Here is a 17799-nt window from a genome sequence, read left to right on the forward strand (position 1 = left end):
ACCGATAAAACCATATCTTTTTACAGCATCTTCCTCTATGAATAAAGAGATGGCCAAGGCGTTACTGGTCATTGCAATAAGGGAGAGGAAGGATCAGAAAAGGTTGAAAGAAGAGGATCTGAAAAATATAATAGTTTTCAAGAGAAAAATACTAAAGGAGGAAACATTCAATGAATTCTTCAAACAGTGCATTGATTCAGGATTAATAACCAAGCTGGATGATAGAATTGAGATGAATTTTAACTGGATGGGAATTAAGATTCCCGTGGATTTTTCAGTTTCAGAGGAGGATCTCTTTTCAGATCAGGGACAGGAGGAGACACTTTTTGAAAAATTGCTGAACATTGCTTCCAGTTCGGAGTTGATAACAAAAAGGGAAGCCCTTCGATCCCTGAATAACATTCTTCCAAACACAAAGTATTCCAACAATGTGATCAAACTCTGTGCATTGATGAACGATCTGTACATTGATTTTTCAAGTCTATATGGTGAAATTGAGGCTGAAATTACTCGGATTTGAGTGCCTTCAGCCTGTTTGCAATTTCATTAGCCCGATTAAAGTCCATGCCTTCCATGTACAGATCAATGGCCACGTCGTAAAGATAGGAAACAACATTAATCATCTCTGATTTTTCTTTTTTAGTCTTACATTCAGAAAGGATTTTCTCTGATTTTTGAAGATTTTTTTCTGCCTCATTTATAGCCTCCTCAATGTTCCCACGATCTCTCAGTATCTTGATTCTTCCAACCAGAGCCTCAAAATAGTTATCCCAGTCCTTTTCCTTCTCCGCCTCTTTTTCCACACTGCTGTATACTTCAAGAGCCTGGTCAGACATTTCATTTTTTTCAGATAGAATATCAGCCTTTGCGTTTTTAAGGGAGAGTATAAGCATTTTATCACCTATCTTCTCCGACACACTTAGTGCTTCATCTATGGATTGTATAGCCTTCTCCGGGTCCCCAGCCTCGTCCTGCATGTAGGCCAGATTCATCATTTCAAGGGCCAGAAGATCATACTGCTCAAGTTCGTTCCTCAGTTCCAGTGATTTTATAAGATTTTCAATTGCAGAATTTGTCCTGACTCCTTCCTTACTATAATATATCTGTGATTTCTTTTCATATATCTCTGCCATTATCTCCTTGTCACCTGAATAATTTTTCTCCATTTCCTCTGTCTGCTTTAATGCCTCATTGTACATTCCCTTGGATATTAGTTTATCAACATTTTTGAAAAACTGTTCATCAGTTTTCTTTTCCATCAGACCCACTCCTTATATTTTTCAATATATCCTCAGCAAATTCAGTATTAATTCTGTTCGCCTCAACCATTCTTTTTGCAACCATCTCTATCTCATCTCCTATTGCACCTGCCCTAATTGCAACATTTCTTGAATGCAGTGACATATGACCCTTCTGTATACCTTCCATTGCCAGTGCTCTCATTGCTGCAAAATTCTGAGCAAGGCCAACACTTGCCAGAATCTCACAGAAGGTTTTTGCATCTTTAACTCTCATTATTTCCATTGCAATCTGGGCTTTCCTTGAACTTTTGATTGTTCCACCAACCGTACCAACACTGAGGGGTATTTCTATGTATCCTTCTATGTTTCCATCTTCATTTAGAGTGTAATGTGTAAGAGCCTTGTATTTACCAGATAGTGATGCATATGAATGGGCATTTGCCTCTGCCTGTCTCCAGTCATTCATGGTTGCAAGGAGAACTGCATCTATTCCATTCATTATTCCCTTATTGTGTGTGGAAGCCCTGAATGCATCATGCTCTGACAACATTGCAGCCTGCATAAATCTCTCTGCAAACTTCTTTCCTCCAAGTTTCTCAGTTGGAATTATACATTTTGATCTTGTTATTCTCAGAGGTGTTAGATTACTCAAAATTCTGAGAACAACTTCTCCACCAGTTAATTCTTCAATTAATGGTGCAATGGTCTCTGCCATGGAATTGACTATATTTGCCCCCATTGCATCCCCCACATCAACGGTTAACATTAAAACCAGCACATTCTTATCATATTCAGGTTCTATAAACCACAGGTCTTTAAGTCCCCTGTTCTGTGAAGATAGTGTTTTACTTATAGTATTTGCAGTTTTAATTATTCTTTCCTTATTTTGTAAAATGTTTATCTTTGCTGAATTTCTCATTTTAACCTTAGTTATCTGTACCTGTGCATATATGAGGGATTCTGAAGATATGGCTGTAAAACCACCGGTTTCCCTTACTATTTTTGCAGCATTTGAACAAGCAGCAATAACAGAAGGTTCTTCAATTGCCATAGGGATAAGCCTTTCCTCTCCATTTATTACAAAGTTTGTTGCAATTCCCACAGGCAACTCAAGTTTGTACGTAAAATTCTCAACCAAATTGTTTGCAACAGACTCTGGCATACGTCCGTCCTCACCTAATTCTCTCTCAAGATCCTTTATTTTAGTGATCTCACTAAGTTTTTTTCGCCTCTCCTCTGGCGTCATATTCCTGAAACCTTCTATCCTCGAACTGAAATCAACCATGCTGATTGTAAAACCTATGTATTATTGATATTAAATATATGTGTTTGTACTTTTTATTGCTCAGAAATCTGAGATGGAAGCCTGTTTGCAATTCTACCTATGAAAACATTTGTGATCACGGAAAGAATCATCAGTATGTAAAGAACCAGAAATACAGATGATATATTTTTGCTATAGTAGCTTATGAGTGTATCATAAATGACTATGCCTGCTGCGCCACCAACTGTATTTCCTATTCCCCAAACCCATGTATTGGCCCTGGTTGCAGTTTCTTTTGGAATCTTTTGGCCTATGAAGCCAAGCAATGATGGGAAACCTGTGAAGGCCGCGAATGCGTATATGGCAAAGAATACAAGGTCAATGTAAAAATTCCTGAAAAGAATGAATGGTAAAAATGAAACGGCTGAAATTATGCCTGCGGATAGTATCATTATGTTTCCACCATATTTTTTTGTGAGGTGACCGAATAATGGCTGCCCTAAAATTGGAGTAGCAAGTGAAACAGAAACAAATATTAGAGAGTAAAGGTTGTTTTTGAAAACATCATTAAGATATGTGAAAATATTTATAGAAATTGCAAGCTGAAATGCGGATCTCAGGAACATAGTTAATGTGAGTATGAAAAGAAATGGAATAACTCCAGAAAACGAAGAAATTTTAATTGCCTTTACCTTTTCATTTTTTGAAATGTAATCCTTTCTTTCTGTTCTTGTAATTAAATATATTATTAGTGTGATTATAAAATAGTACAAAGCAAGAATTAAAAGTCCCTGGGATACACCAAGGAATATTACAAGTGCTCCAGTTATAAAAAGCACAACTGCTCTACCAACGCTTCCCATGGAACCGTTCAAACCCAGATAAAAAGAAGAATCCTTATTTTTAAGTGAATATCTTAAAATTGAAGCTCCCAAAGGATGATAGAAAGCTTGTCCAAGTCCAAGAGTTATTGCACCGGAAATCACGAATAGGTACCTTTCATTAATGTTAATTTTTGCTGCGAAGAGGAAACCGAAAGCAAAAAATAGTACCGATATTCCAAGAATCAAGATTCCAAGACTCATCAGTTCAGGATCACGGTCAGATCTGTCAGAATATGAACCAAGTGGAAGGCTTAGCAATCCTGAAAGAAGTATGTAGAATGCAGCTATTATTTCAAGAACAGATTGGGAAAGACCAAAAAAACTTTTTGTAAAGTATGGAATGAGAAATGAAAATAACAGAAAAACACCATCATTGGAGAAATGGGCCAATGAAGTACCTGTTAATGCTCTCAGTCCCGTGATTTTTTTCATTTTTGGGCATTACAATTGTCTATATAGATTATGATAAAATTCAATTGTCTGTTACTGCAGTGTTAAAAAAGGTATTATATAGGATTTGATTAAAGGTTTTATGTCAACAAAGTTGGCTGAAATCGAAGTCGTAAAGGTGAGTGAGATTTATCAGGCTAAAATTATGCTGCCAACCGGTGAGGTTATTAACCTAGAAAATGAAGACTTCGAAGAGATCCTGGAGCAAATTGCCAACGATCTCGAAGAGAGATTTTCAAACTGATTGTATGCGAGGATGGCCCAGTGGTACGGCGGCAGCCTGCTAAGCTGTTTCTCGTTTAGAGAGCGTGGGTTCGAATCCCACTCCTCGCGTGGATTTTAGATGTTTATCAAAAAAAATTGGTGGTTTCCTCGGATTAATTTGTTCTTTTTATTGATTTTACTATCTCTGATTATATTTGTTGTATACGATTACATCTCATATCTTCGTTACATCTCATTTTCTGAGAATATCTATGATCTGGGAGTAAACAGTTCAATAGCTTTTAATGTATTGAGGGGAGAAACCCTTCTTGGAGAAATAAGGAGTGGAGATGTTGCTTTCAATAAACTCATATACATACCAATTGGCCTGGTATATTCAATTTATCCGAAAGAATATTTTCTTATGTTTATTCAGAATTTCTTTCTTGCTTTCTCATCCATACCGGTATATTTTATAGGAAAACTGGTTTTAAACAATAATAAATATGCCTTCCTTTCAGCTTTTTTGGCCCTTCTTTATTACCCACTTGGTGGTGTTTACTGGTTTGATTTTCATTACATGGCATTCCTGCCGTTCTTTTTTTTATCAGGAGTATATTTCTTTCTTAGTAAGAATTATAGATTTAGTTTATTATTTTTCTTCATTGCCTCTATTACAGATTTATATTCTCCTGTAATAATTTCAGCATATCTAATTTCAGAATTAATAATGTCAAAGAGTGGATTTAGGGAGAAATTAGATAAAAAAGAAACATTTTATTTATCAATAATATTTTTAATTTCCATAATTGTATTCCTTCTTCCATCCTTAACCACTCATTATTTTTTACCTGATAATTATGTGGGTGTAAAAAGCAATATTCTCTATAATGGAATTGCCAGTTCATTTTATTATAAGATAGAATTTCTCTTTCGTATATCATTTTCATTGGCTTTTATTCCTTTTTTAGGATTTGAATATGTTCTAACACTTGTTTCTTATGTACTTTTTATATTTTTTAATGCAAACATACCATATCAGTCCCAGTTATTTTTTCAGTACCCTTCATTGTATTATCCTGCTGTTGTTTTAATGCTTATATCTGGATTCAAAAGGCTTCAACATCCTGCATTTAAGAGGATTGTTAAAAAAATTTCATTAACAGCCATTGCCGTAACATTGATTACATTCATACTGCTCACACCCGCAGGAGTCCTTGCAATTCCGGGTAAAGATTCAACTGGATCATACTTCATTACAGGATCTCCATATGGATACAATGAAAATCAAAAGATAACATATACAAAAGTTGACCAGAATCTATGGAGTATGATCTCTTTAATTCCAAAAGGCTCTTCTGTTCTAGTTCAGGGAAATTTTCCAGAATTTTTTCAGGGCTATGATTATATTTGCCCAGGGACCGATTACAATATAACAGTTCCTCAATACATAATTACGGATCCTTACTCATATCTGTTTTACAATTCAGTCACCTGTATTAATGGAGTTCAAACCCCCATTAAGAGCGTAAATTATCTCCTAAATCACTACAATTATGGTATTGTCTATGACTATGAGGGTGCTGAGCTATACGAGCTTAACTATTCACTGCCTCCTGTCTCTGTCCATTACTACAATAGAAACATAACGGGATCTAACATTTTATTTTATGGCAATTCCGGGCAATCAATACTATATTTAGATTTCAACGCCGGATATTTTATACCGATAGGCACATTCAATATATGCGTTTACAATTCAACATCACTGATTTACAGTGGAAATTATTCCTTCAATTCCTATGTAACTGATTTGAAAATTAATATGAATTTTAAATCTGTATATACACTGGTCATAAGGCAGAAGTCTTTATCACCGTTATCATAAATTGCTTTACATTCGTGTATTTTTCATACTCTCTCTTAAAACGCTTAAATATTTCAATAATATTAATGAGAGAATGGAAAATAAAAAATCTGATTTCAGTGAATGGTACAATGAAATCCTTGATCTTGCAGAGCTTTCAGATAAGAGATATCCTGTTAAGGGAATGAACATATGGCTTCCCTACGGTTTTCAGGTCATGAGAAATATTGATAACATGATTAGGGAAAAATTTTACGAGGATCAATTTGAGGAAGTGATGTTCCCATCATTGATTTCAAGAGATATGTTTGAAATAGAGTTTGAACACATTAAGGGTTTTGAAAACGAACTATTCTGGATTTCCAGTGGGGGAAAAGAAAAGCTGGAAGAGGATCTTGCAATGAGGCCAACAAGTGAGGCAGCAATGTACCCCATGTTTCGTCTGTGGATAAGAGATCATTCAGATTTGCCAAAAAAAATATTCCAGATAGTTCAGGTTTACAGATATGAGACTAAACACACAAGGCCATTCATAAGGTCAAGGGATATCCATTTTATAGAGTGCCACACTGCCCATGAGAAATATGAAGAATCTGAATCACAGATGGAGGAATACAGAAGGCAGTGGGCATATTTCACAGAAATGCTTGCATTGAAGTATTTTGAGGTAAGGAGGCCTGAATGGGACAAATTTCCTGGGGCTAAGTATACAGTTGCATTTGATACGGTTATGCCATCAGGTAGAACACTTCAGATAGGAACCATACATGAGTATGGCGAAGGTTTTGCAAGAAATTATGACATAAAATATTCTGACGAAATTGGTGAACAGAAATACGTCAATCAGACAACGTTTGGAATGAGTGAGAGGCTGGTTGCAGCAATCATTGGTATCCACGGTGATGACAAGGGTCTGAGACTGCCACCTGCAGTTGCTCCATATCAGGTAATAATTGTACCAATCCCAGGGAAGGGTGTGGAGGAATATTCCAGGGATATTTTTTCAAGACTTATTAAGGCTGGAATTAGAACAAAAATAGATGAAAGGGAAAATTACACTCCTGGGTACAAATACAATTATTGGGAGATGAAAGGTGTTCCGGTTAGAATAGAAATCGGTGAAAAAGAGGTAAATAGGCATACTATCACAGTGGCCAAGAGAACTGGTGGCAAAAAAACCGAACTTGCAGAGGATGACATTAATGGCATATTCTCATCACTTGATGATGTACATAAAAAACTAAAAGAGGAGGCGGCAAGCATGGTTGATAAAGCCTTAGAAAATAATGGGGATGAAAACATAAGGTTTCCAATTTTATGTACCGAAGAAAAATGTTCAAGAGAGATGGAGAAAAAAACAGGCCTGTCAATGATGGGACACATTCTTAACATTAATAAGAAAGGGGAGTGTGAAATATGTGGATCTGAGGGAGCAATTTCTCTCTTATCAAGGCCCTATTGAAAAAAAGATTATATTTTTCGATATGGATGGTGTACTTACAGAGGAAAAAAGCAGCTGGAACTTTGTTCACAGATCCCTTGGAATTGACAATTCAAAAAATTACTCATTGTATAAGGAAGGAAAGATTTCATACTCTGAATTTCTTGAAAGAGATATCGAATCATGGATAAATAGTGGTAAGTGTGTCAGCAGGAGCATTCTTAGAGGGGTACTTTCAAATATTAAAAGAAGGTCAAATTTCACTCAGGCAATGAAATTATTAAAAACGGAAGGTTACTCACTCATGATTGTGAGTGGTGGTATTATGGATCTGTGCAACATTATTGATCCTGATGGTCTCTTTACTCACTATTTTGCAAACGTAATAACTTACAAAGGGGATCAAATTGTTCCACCTGGAATTCCAGTGGTGGATCCTAAAAAAAAGGACGATATAATCAGAAGGGTAGTATCAGACCATTCCCCTGAGGTCACAGTTTCCGTAGGAGATTCATATGAAGATGAAAAGATGTTTAAGAATACGGATTTTTCTGTTTGCTTCAATGGGCCAGAGGATTACACAAATCCATATGGAGTAGATCTAAAATCAAATGATCTCCTTCATCTTCTTAAAAAAATAAAGGAGATCACAGGTTAAAATGGTTGAAATTAGGGAAGATTCAAAAATACCAGTAGGTATAGGTTGTATCGATGAATTGTTAGAGGGTGGAATAGAAAAGGGAATTTTAAGTGAAATTTATGGTGAAGGGGGTGCAGGAAAAACAAATCTAGCTCTTCAGTTCTCAGTAAACTGTTCTCTGTCGGGAAGAACAATATACATAGATACGGAGGGTTTTTCATACGAAAGGTACTCTCAGATATCTTCAGGTTTGGAGGATTACAGACAGAATTTTGTGCTTTACCAGCCAGAGGATATCCCGGGATTAGAGGCAACACTGATAAAAATAAGAAGGTCGATGGAAAAGGGAGAAAAATTTATCAGTATAACGGTGGACTCCTTAACCTCTTTCATAAGAATTATGCAGGAAGAGAGTGAAAGAAATGCTGAACTTCAGAGGATCATTTCCATTCTCTCAGATATGGCAAGGAAGTTTTACATTCCAGTATTTGTAACAAATCAGGTCTACTTTGATCCTCAGTCATCAGATATTGTACCGTATGGTGGTTACCTTCTGAATCATTTTGCCAAATCAATCTATTCAGTTCGTAGGAGAGATAATGGAAAGAGGGATTTCACAGTGGTAAAACACAGATCAATTAAGGATGGAAAATTCACTTCTTTTTTAATCGGGCAGTCAGGAATAATCTGTGCAGGTACAAAAGATTTACATAGCAAAACCACATATTAACACCAATGGGAGTAGATCTTGAACCCATCCTGATAAAACACAAGACATCAATATCAGAATTTGCAGGTAATACTGTTTCAGTAGATGCTTACAATATTCTTTATCAGTTTTTAAGCGGAATAAGGCAACCTGATGGAACACCACTTATGGACAGGAATGGTAATGTTACCTCTCATCTCAGTGGAATATTTTACAGAACAGTATCACTAATTTCAGAGGGATTAAAACCAGTTTTTGTTTTTGACGGCAAACCATCTCCTATGAAAATGAAAACCTTGGCCGAAAGAAAAATAATAAGGGAAAAAAATGAAATGAGCCTCGAAAAGGCAATAATGGAGGGTGACGCAGACAGGATCGCAAGGCTCAAGAGATCAATAAATTCTGTAACATCTGAGATGGTTGAGGAGAGTATTACTCTCCTTAAATATATGGGAATACCATTTGTTAAGGCACCATCTGAAGGTGAGGCACAGGCCTCCTATATGTCAATGAAGGGTGATGTACAGGCTGTTATCACACAGGACTATGATTCAATGCTTTTTGGCGCAAGGAGGGTTTTGAGGAATTTTGCCATATATGGTAAGAGAAGGGTTTCAAGCAGGAATATATACGTGACGGTTGACCCAGAGTACATTGATTTGAGAGAGAACCTTGCCAATCTTGGTATAACAAGGGAGCAGCTGATAGATGCTGCAATACTTATAGGGACAGATTTCAATGATGGTGTGAGAAATATCGGCCCGAAAAAAGCATTGGACCTCATTAAGAAATATGAAAATCTTGAAAATGTTATAAAAGAAAAAAATTTAGAGGTTCCTGAATTCGAAAAAGTGAGGGAAATATTTCTGAAACCTCAGGTTACAGATTCTTATAGTGTTTCCTACAATAAACCGGATGAAGAAGGAATACTTATGTTTCTTTGTGAAAAGAAGGATTTTTCAGAGAATAGGGTGAGACCTTACATTGCAAAACTTCAGGAAGCATATTCAAAGGGAGATCAAAAAAGTCTGGATTCATTTTTTTAACTTCATCTGTATCTTTTTGAATTCTTCCCCAATTGATGTCAATGGTTTCATGATTTCTATTATCTCTTGTGCAGTTTTCTCCTTAAGATCTGATGGATGAATGGATCCATTTTCATAATTTTCTTTAAGTTCCTTTGCATTTTCAACCTTCACATCCCCTTCCTTTCCTGGAATTGTGATTTTTCCTCTTGATGGAATTATAATGTACTGGAGGATATCAATCACTGGATTTCCAGTTGCTTGATTCATGGGACAGAATGCTTTTGATATCTTCCTTTTTACCTCGTCCTCATTATCAGTTATGAGTATTGTACTTCCAGGATCGCTCTTTGACATTTTCTGGAACATATCCATTCTTCCTGATCCCTTCAGACTTCCAAGAAGGGGGACATGAAGACTTATTACTTTTTTTCTTCCTAGTTTTTCAGCAACATCTCTCTGAAGCATGTGGGCATGCCTTTGATCCATACCTCCAATAGCTATGTCATAATTCATCACAAAAATATCTGTTGCCTGCATTATTGGATATATGTATTTGCTGAAATCAGATTCAGCATCCTTCTCTGTTCGTCCCATTATTGGCAGTGCTCGTGTGAGCCTTGAGAGTGTAGTGTTCTTTCCCACTCTTATTAGCGTTTCAAAATATTCCTTTTTTGATATGAGATCGGAAGCCCAGATGAATGATGGATTTGGTTTTGTAGTTTTTTTAAATGCCTCTTTTAGAAGTTCACCACTCTCCCTTATAAGGTCCATGTCCCCGTTCAGTTTATCATTTATTGCAGCATGCCAGTCTGCAAGAAGCACATCCATCTTAACTCCTGATTCAATTAAATTTGATATTCTGCTGTTAAACATGAAAATTGAGGCAATGTGTGGAATTCCTGATGGTTCAAAACCTATGTACCCTTTACCTGAATCAAGGGTTTCCAATTCCTGTTTTGTTATAATCTCCTCGTATAGTGATTCATTAATCCTTACCATCAGCAGTCCAGAGATGAAATCTATATTAATCTTTCAGTGCAGATTTGTTGAAACTTGCAAGCATAACACACATTTGGATCCTGATTTGTCCTGTGAAAATCCTTAAGTTTTTTCATTCTTTCAATTGCACTTTTTGTTGAGATTACAACGCTTTTAAGGTACTGGTTATTATCAACAACAAAAAGGCAGTCTTCATAATATATAACACCATATTCCACATCATCATCAGGCATGGAGTCTTCAATTGCAATAAAGTATGAACCCATTAACATTATGTGGTATCTGTTAGGCTCACCTCCAGATTCTGAATGTACGTAGATCTCAGGAATAAGAGTTCTTTCATCTCTTCTAACAGTCGAGGGCCTTCCTCCAATCCCGTATTTTTCAGAAACAAAAAGATGATCCTCATATTCAACAGGTGCATTGATTACATATGTTCTGCTGTATTTTTTATATTTTACAGAATCCTCAACTCTCTTTCCAATAAAAATCGGTATTACTGAAAACATTGAAATTAGAAGGAAAATCATCAAAGGAATATCACCAGCAGTATTATAATTACAATGACAACTATAAATAGTAAGATCCATGGATTAATCTCTCTCTCATTAGCAGGATGGTGTGATTTAGTATTTTTTGACTTTCTTTTTTTATTTGTAGTTGCATAAATTCCAGATTTATTTTTGGTTACAGGTGTTTTTGCGTAGTAATATTTGAGATTGCACCTGTCAAAATCTGCTATGTCTCTTGCATCAATATATTCAGGATAATTTTCTGATTCTGATTGGTCCATATGGAACATCCTGTTCTAGCATTATATAATTATTTCTGTGAAGTGTCAGACAGTTTATGAAGAAGGATGGGAAATCCATTCCTGTTTTATAGTACACATCATCTATGTCTACAATTTTGTCTGCAAACATTTTTATTGCATTTATTACATTTTCCCTCTCCATTGCAGGATTTCCTTTGTTTAGTTTGGAGAAAATTCTTTCGTCAAAATTTTGAATGTTATCTGAGTTATCCCTTGTTTTAACTTCCCCCCTAATTTTTCTTGTGTCCCTTAAAGCATCTACCAATTCAGCAAGGGTTACAGTTCTCTTCTCCCCATGGGTTATTGGAATCTTAAGCAGGTCAATTTTTCTTTTTTCCCCACCCATTATTGTTAAATTTTCCTCCATAGATGGCTCATTTCCCATGTCAATGGAGATTAAATTCTCAAACTGTTCTTCATCATCATCTTTCTTTTTTATAAGTTCCAGTATCTCTTCAGTTTTGGCAAAAAGCTTTACCCAGACCCTTACAATGAGATAGCCTGCCTCTCCAAGTTGAAGAAGTTGTCTGTCAATCAAACTCTTTATTATTTTTACGTATTCAACAATGTCAATGAGCCATGGATTAATATCCATTTCAAAGCATTCTCTAATCACCTCATATATGATTCTTTTTTCCTTTTCAATTGATTTGGGGTTTATGTCTCTCAGATAATCATAATCCAGACCAAGCATTGCTGCCTGTGTTATTAGAAGGGTCTTAATGTTTTCCAAATCATCTTCAGGCTGCATTGATGCTCCTCTCCATCACTCTGGTAAAAATTCTTGTACTCATCGTCTCTCTGTCCATTGTAACACCAATCATGTTGTCAGCAAAAGATCCAACAAAACTCTTCAGACAAACAAATAGAATCTGTGCCCTATCCCTGTTCTCTTGAAGAAGTCTACCCATCTTTTCAGCATTGCTTCCATCAAAGAAGGCATCAATTTCATCCAGAAAGTAAAATGGTGAGGGCTTAATCTTTTGAACAGCAATTATGAAAGAGAGAGATACAAGGCTCTTTTCTCCGCCGCTCAGTACTGAAAGTTTTTTGAATGTGTCATTTTTCTTTGGAATTGCCAGAACGTTTATTTCTGAATTCAATGGGTCATTCTCATCGCTCATCTGAAGAAGAGCTTCACCTCCGTCTGAAACCCTTCTGAAAACAGCTGAAAATTCCCTGTTAATGTTTTTGAAAAGTTCAACCAGTATATTCTTTTTCTTTTCTTCAAGTTCGGCCATTAGCTGTTCAACGTTTCTGATCTCATTTTCCAATCTTCTCAATTTATCTGAGATCTCCTCATATTCTTGAGCTTTATCATTGTAAAGCTTTTCTGCCCCCTCATTAATATCCCCAAGCTTTACTATTTCATTATCACAGCTTTGAATTTCTACCTTTATCTCTTCCTTTGAAATAATGTCATTCAGAACATTACCTCCATTGCTTTCCATATCCTTTCTAAGCAGTTTGATTTTCTCCCTCAGTGAACCAAGTGAAACACCAAGAGACATGTTTTTTGAATTCAGTACTTTGATCTCCCTTTCTAAATTCTGAACCTCCATCTCATATTTCTGCTGTTCCTTTTCTAACTCCTTTGTTTTCGAAACTATTTCTCTGTTTTTCTCCTGTAGATTTTCAATCTCCTCCTCTATGCCAGTGAGTTCAAGTTTCTTGTTTGAGCTTTCAAGATCATTTTTTGATATTAAGTTACGAAGTTCTACATTCTTTTTCTTAATTTTATCAATCTCTTTATAAATTTCCTCTTTTCTTTCACTGTATCTTTTGATGTTGGTAGAAATCTCAGTTATTTCTTCACTGATTTTTTTAATCTCATCATTTTTTATTTGCAGCTCATTCTGCATCTCCTTTAGATTGATCTTCTCTGTTTTTGTATTTCCCATTTCAGTTATCATTTCCTTCTTTTTCTCTTCAAGTTTTGCTATTGTATTTATGTTTTCGCTCTCCTCCCTTTTAAATTCCTCAATTTCTCTCTCAATGCTATCTCTTTCAGCCTGAAGTTTCTTGATCAAATTTTCTTTTTCAATTCTTTTTAGGTTTTTTTCCTCCATTTCTTTTCTATATTCTTCAGGCGGTCTTATGCTGGAAGTTTTATTTTTAGAAATCAAGGTGTGTTCAAGTTCCTCTTTTTCCTTTGAAAGAATCTTTATTCTTTCATTCAGGGACTGCTCTTGCTGTGTGTATATGGCAAGATCACTCTCCTTTTTCAGTACGTTTCCTGAGAATTGATTTCTCTGTCCAACTTCATAATAACCACCTGTCATGGCCCCTGACGAATCTATGATGTCACCATCAAGGGTTACTATCCTTGCCCCCCTTGGTGCGTTTTTTGCATTTTCTATACTGTCCATAAGAACTGTATCCTGAAAAGCATACCATATGATGTTTTCATATTTACTATCATAGCTTATATTTTTTGAAATTAGGTTCATTGTCTTTCCTGACTGTATTAGTAATATTGTTGGGCTTCTCGGTTTCCCACCAACAAGTTTATTAAGTGGGAGAAAGGTGAGTCTGCCCATTTTATTTCTCCTCAAAAATTCTATGCACTCCTGTCCTGTATCCTCATTTTCCACTACAATTGAGTATATCCTTCCACCTGCGCTAGAGTAAACTGCCTTCTCAAGCTTTGGATCAAATGATATAAGTTCGGAGACTGTGCTGATTATGCCAGTTATTCTACCTTTTGCTTTTTCTTCCATTAAGGATGAGATGGCCTTAAACATGCCACTCTGGGAACCCATCTTAATCTTGATGTTACTTATTTCATCCTTGAGATTTGTTATTCTTTTCCTAAGATCGTCCCTCTCATTTGTAAGTTTTTCAATCTCATTTTTTACTGAATAAAATTGATCGCTTGTTTTCTTCACTTCTTCCTCTATCAATTTTTTTTCTTTCTCTGAGGAGTTCATCTTGTAATTAATCTCATTTATCTCAAGTTTAAGATTGTATACTTCCTCCTCAAGTTGTGAAATTTTTCCCTCAATTTCCTTCTTCTTTCCTTCCTTTTCAGACCTCTCGCTTCTTGTAATTTCCGTTTCTTTTTCAATCTCCTTGATCTCTTTTTCAATTCTATCCATTTCTTCTAAATTTTTCCTGTTTTTCTTCTCATTCTCGTTGCTCAAACCAATTATTTTATCAATTTCTGCACTCATTGTTTTTATTCCAGATTCTAGTTTTCCCTTTCTAATTATTTTCTCGTTGTAATTAGCATTGTATTCCAATAATTTGTTTTCTATTTCTTCTATCTTCTGAGAGAACTCCTCTATCTCATTTTCATTATTTTTTATCTGGCTCAAGCTGTTCTCTGAAGAAATGGTAATCCTTGAAATTCCGATCTTAAGTTCATCCCTTATTTTTATTAATTCGTTCAATCTGTTTCCGACTTCTCCCATTTTTTCATTATTTATCTTTTTGATTTCACCCTTTATTTCATCTATTCTCTTCTGCAGATTGCTTATTTTTGATTCAAGTTCACCTATTCTTCTCTCATTGTCTTGTAGTGCCTGACTTGTATTATTCTCATCAATGGTATTTTCTCTGAGTTCCTTTGACAGCTTGGTCTGTATTAAATCTCTCTTTCTGTCAATTAATTTTTTGTAAGTTCTTAATTTTTCAGCTTCAATTTTAAATTTTTCAAGGTCTTTTTCAATCTCTCCTCTTAGTGTATTCATGGTTGAAACGTTGTTTAATGTATTTTCCCTCTCTATCTTTGCCTTTTCCAGTTTCACGTTGTATGTCTCAATTCCACCAATACTCTCAAGAAGTTTTCTCCTTTCTGTTCCGCTCATTGTCATAAAATGATTTACATCACCTTGAAGAACAAAACTGTATGAATCCTCATTTATACCGTTTGAAACAAGAAATTCATCAACATCACTCCTTTTTACCCTATTTCCGTTGATGAAATAAGATGATTTTGCCTCGTAATTATTCACCTCTATGGTTCTTTTTAGCTCAGTTCTAATGACCTCCCCATCATCCCCCTCTTCAACGAATGTTACTGCCACCTCTGCATTACCATTTTTCAAACCTTTTTTTAGAAGGTCTTCATTGTCATTCTTTTTTCCAGTATTGTGTATTAATTCTTCCAGCCTGTCTACACGAACAGTCTTTGAGGATCTTCCTCCCAATACAAACAGTAGTGCATCTCCTATGTTACTTTTACCGCTCCCATTGGGTCCTGCAATCATTGTTACCCCTGGTTTAAAATCTATTTTCGTTCCGTGTGGAGAGAAACTCTTAAAATTTTTAATGTAAAGGCTTTCAATAATCAACTTTTATCAGCCCTCTGTCAGACGATTATTTATTATATAGTATTTAATTTTTCTGTTTAAAAAATAAAATAAATCATATAATAGAGAAAATTTTAATAATCAATAAGCCACTAAAGAGATTTGTAAATTTCCCTCCAGATAGTTTTTTATTTTATTTAGGGTTATCTCACTGATAGAGTGGGAAAAAATAAGTCTATGGAATTTATAAATACATTTTATTTTTATAGATATTTTTATTATCATCGGTTTCAATCTATTTCAATGAAGGAGAATCCGAAAGGAAGTATCAATAAAAAAACTTCACTATCAGAAAGCCTTTAAAGATAAAAGTTTTAAAGGCTTTGGAATGGAGTTCAAACCAACTCAGTCTATCGTAATAATTCCTGATCTGATTTGGTATAACTAGATTCCCATCTGCCATTTCAAGCAAAATTATTTGGCATGAAGGTAAAAAAGATGCAATAAAAAGTTGTTAGTATTTTTGCATCCCTCCATATTCAAATTCATCACTAATGATAGAAAAAAAGCTAAATGCCCTTCCATATAGAAAATGAAACTCTGATGGTGAAGATAACATTCCATGATGATGGCTTCTCACAACCTTAAAAAAGAAAAGAAAATGTAAGAGATCCCTGATCCCTTAGATTTGTTCTTTATAAAATATGAGAAAACTCAAAAATGAATAAAGAGTGATAGATCACTGGAAAAATGATTTTTCATGAGACAAAGTATGTATTTAAGACTCCTGAAAAACCAATCAGATACTGCCAAGACAATTTTATGAAAGATATTATATGGAAAAAAATTAAGATATACTTATGCGTCAATAAAAATATTTGAAGGAACATTGAAGCAATTGGAGATGTGCAATATTTCTTTTTTCTGTGAATATTGCTGAGAAAATAATCATCCAAGGCAAAGAAAAATGATACAGTCAAACGGATTTATTTCATAGTAAATGAGATGACAAAAAAATATTAAACCCCCTGTGTATGACTTTTGAATGAAAAAACTACACATTTCAAGAAAGATGTTTTTATTACAGATACTTGCAGTTCTTGTAACTTTTCTGGTTCTCATGAGTCCAGTCCTCTATTCAATGGATCATGTCAGTGGGAATAACATCAGCAAAATGAATTCAAGGATAACACCAATTGTTCAGAGCAGCAATTCATCAGAAGCTGGTTATGTAAAATATACTCATCTAATGTCAAAAAACACACTGCTGAATCATAATATGGTAAATACAGGAAATGGTCTCTCTCCATTTAGAGAAGCATTCCATTCATCCAGCAGGCAAGTACATGTCACGAATTTTAAACAAGGATCTCCAGGTATAATGTCATCTGGAAACATTGCTGCATCCTACGCTGTAACATTTAGAGAGACAGGATTGCCTTCTGGTGTTAGATGGTACATCAATGTTACTGGTTTTCTTCCATCATACAATCCAGCACCTGATTTTATAGAATTTAATCTTCCAAATGGAACATATAACTATACTGTATCTTCAGATTCTCAATATGCCTCAAATATAACCTCGTCATCATTCACCGTAAATGGAAGTAGAATTTCAATATCAATCTATTTCGGTATACCTTATACAGTCACATTTATAGAAACAGGATTACCTTCAGGAACACCATGGTATGTCAACATCACAAGTCATGATTCAGGTCCAATAACAGGAACATCATATTCCTTATCACTTACAAATGGAACATACATATACACAATAGGAACAACCAACAAGTTATATCATGCCAACGGAGGATCATTCACTGTAAATGGAGTAACATCAAATAACACAATAATGGTTTCCTTCTCATTGGTAACATATACAGTGACATTCACAGAGACAGGATTACCTTCAGGAACACCATGGTATGTCAACATCACAAGTCATGATTCAGGTCCAATAACAGGAACATCATATTCCTTATCACTTACAAATGGAACATAC

Annotated in this window: 15 protein-coding genes, 1 tRNA gene and 1 pseudogene; 9 read left to right on the forward strand and 8 right to left on the reverse strand. The window is 35.2% G+C overall.

Annotated features, from left to right (window positions below; all coding sequences use genetic code 11):
- Nucleotides 1–37: 37 nt before the first annotated feature.
- Nucleotides 38–520 (forward strand): DUF2240 family protein, encoded by a 483-nt coding sequence (locus ACNF4Z_RS03820; RefSeq protein ID WP_458327925.1) that lies wholly within the window; start codon nucleotides 38–40, stop codon nucleotides 518–520.
- Here the strand turns inward: ACNF4Z_RS03820 and ACNF4Z_RS03825 are convergent.
- Genes ACNF4Z_RS03825 through ACNF4Z_RS03835 form a run of 3 tightly spaced genes read right to left on the reverse strand, consistent with a single transcriptional unit; the run spans nucleotide 507 to nucleotide 3821 of the window.
- A complete protein-coding gene (locus ACNF4Z_RS03825; RefSeq protein WP_458327926.1) occupies nucleotides 507–1259 on the reverse strand; it encodes a hypothetical protein in 753 nt (250 codons plus the stop codon). The two genes, ACNF4Z_RS03820 and ACNF4Z_RS03825, sit on opposite strands and share 14 nt — an antisense overlap.
- Nucleotides 1243–2526, reverse strand: a complete 1284-nt coding sequence (locus tag ACNF4Z_RS03830) for a hydroxymethylglutaryl-CoA reductase, degradative (protein ID WP_458327927.1) — start codon at nucleotides 2524–2526, stop codon at nucleotides 1243–1245. The genes ACNF4Z_RS03825 and ACNF4Z_RS03830 overlap by 17 nt, the downstream gene beginning before the upstream one ends.
- A gap of 53 nt (nucleotides 2527–2579) precedes the next feature.
- Nucleotides 2580–3821 carry an MFS transporter gene (locus ACNF4Z_RS03835; RefSeq protein ID WP_458327928.1) on the reverse strand — a complete coding sequence of 414 codons (1242 nt, stop codon included), beginning with the start codon at nucleotides 3819–3821 and terminating at the stop codon, nucleotides 2580–2582.
- Between the two features lie 100 nt (nucleotides 3822–3921).
- Between ACNF4Z_RS03835 and ACNF4Z_RS03840 the strand changes: the two genes are divergently transcribed.
- The 7 genes from ACNF4Z_RS03840 to fen all read left to right on the forward strand — a co-directional run bounded on the left by ACNF4Z_RS03840 (nucleotide 3922) and on the right by fen (nucleotide 9746).
- A complete protein-coding gene (locus ACNF4Z_RS03840) occupies nucleotides 3922–4083 on the forward strand; it encodes a hypothetical protein (RefSeq protein WP_458327929.1) in 162 nt (53 codons plus the stop codon).
- A 6-nt stretch (nucleotides 4084–4089) separates the two neighbouring features.
- Nucleotides 4090–4172: transfer RNA gene (locus ACNF4Z_RS03845), tRNA-Ser, on the forward strand.
- 49 nt (nucleotides 4173–4221) lie between these two features.
- Nucleotides 4222–5931: a DUF2079 domain-containing protein gene (locus ACNF4Z_RS03850; RefSeq protein WP_458327930.1), complete on the forward strand. Its 1710-nt coding sequence runs from the start codon at nucleotides 4222–4224 to the stop codon at nucleotides 5929–5931.
- Between the two features lie 73 nt (nucleotides 5932–6004).
- Entirely contained in the window at nucleotides 6005–7372 is a 1368-nt protein-coding gene (gene proS / locus ACNF4Z_RS03855) for a proline--tRNA ligase (RefSeq protein ID WP_458327931.1), read from the forward strand.
- Nucleotides 7329–8009, forward strand: coding sequence for an HAD-IB family phosphatase (locus ACNF4Z_RS03860; RefSeq protein ID WP_458327932.1), 681 nt, complete (start codon nucleotides 7329–7331; stop codon nucleotides 8007–8009). The genes proS and ACNF4Z_RS03860 overlap by 44 nt, the downstream gene beginning before the upstream one ends.
- Nucleotide 8010: 1 nt before the next feature.
- A complete protein-coding gene (gene radB / locus ACNF4Z_RS03865) occupies nucleotides 8011–8721 on the forward strand; it encodes a DNA repair and recombination protein RadB (RefSeq protein WP_458327933.1) in 711 nt (236 codons plus the stop codon).
- 5 nt (nucleotides 8722–8726) lie between these two features.
- The gene (gene fen / locus ACNF4Z_RS03870; protein ID WP_458327934.1) at nucleotides 8727–9746 is read left to right on the forward strand and encodes a flap endonuclease-1; all 1020 of its coding nucleotides are present in this window, start codon (nucleotides 8727–8729) and stop codon (nucleotides 9744–9746) included.
- Here the strand turns inward: fen and ACNF4Z_RS03875 are convergent.
- Genes ACNF4Z_RS03875 through smc form a run of 5 tightly spaced genes read right to left on the reverse strand, consistent with a single transcriptional unit; the run spans nucleotide 9735 to nucleotide 15836 of the window.
- Entirely contained in the window at nucleotides 9735–10727 is a 993-nt protein-coding gene (locus ACNF4Z_RS03875; RefSeq protein WP_458327935.1) for a tyrosine--tRNA ligase, read from the reverse strand. The genes fen and ACNF4Z_RS03875 overlap by 12 nt on opposite strands.
- A gap of 20 nt (nucleotides 10728–10747) precedes the next feature.
- Nucleotides 10748–11260 (reverse strand): hypothetical protein, encoded by a 513-nt coding sequence (locus ACNF4Z_RS03880; protein WP_458327936.1) that lies wholly within the window; start codon nucleotides 11258–11260, stop codon nucleotides 10748–10750.
- Nucleotides 11257–11520: a hypothetical protein gene (locus ACNF4Z_RS03885; RefSeq protein ID WP_458327937.1), complete on the reverse strand. Its 264-nt coding sequence runs from the start codon at nucleotides 11518–11520 to the stop codon at nucleotides 11257–11259. Before ACNF4Z_RS03885 ends, ACNF4Z_RS03880 begins: the two co-directional genes overlap by 4 nt.
- A complete protein-coding gene (locus ACNF4Z_RS03890) occupies nucleotides 11489–12292 on the reverse strand; it encodes a hypothetical protein (protein ID WP_458327938.1) in 804 nt (267 codons plus the stop codon). Before ACNF4Z_RS03890 ends, ACNF4Z_RS03885 begins: the two co-directional genes overlap by 32 nt.
- Nucleotides 12282–15836: a chromosome segregation protein SMC gene (gene smc, locus ACNF4Z_RS03895; protein ID WP_458327939.1), complete on the reverse strand. Its 3555-nt coding sequence runs from the start codon at nucleotides 15834–15836 to the stop codon at nucleotides 12282–12284. The genes ACNF4Z_RS03890 and smc overlap by 11 nt, the downstream gene beginning before the upstream one ends.
- Before the next feature lie 1003 nt (nucleotides 15837–16839).
- Here smc and ACNF4Z_RS03900 point away from each other — a divergent pair.
- Nucleotides 16840–17799 (forward strand): annotated as a pseudogene (locus ACNF4Z_RS03900) (hypothetical protein); the annotation flags it as partial.

The organism is Caldiplasma sukawensis (genome assembly GCF_052315375.1).
In the GTDB taxonomy this organism is placed as follows: domain Archaea; phylum Thermoplasmatota; class Thermoplasmata; order Thermoplasmatales; family Thermoplasmataceae; genus Cuniculiplasma.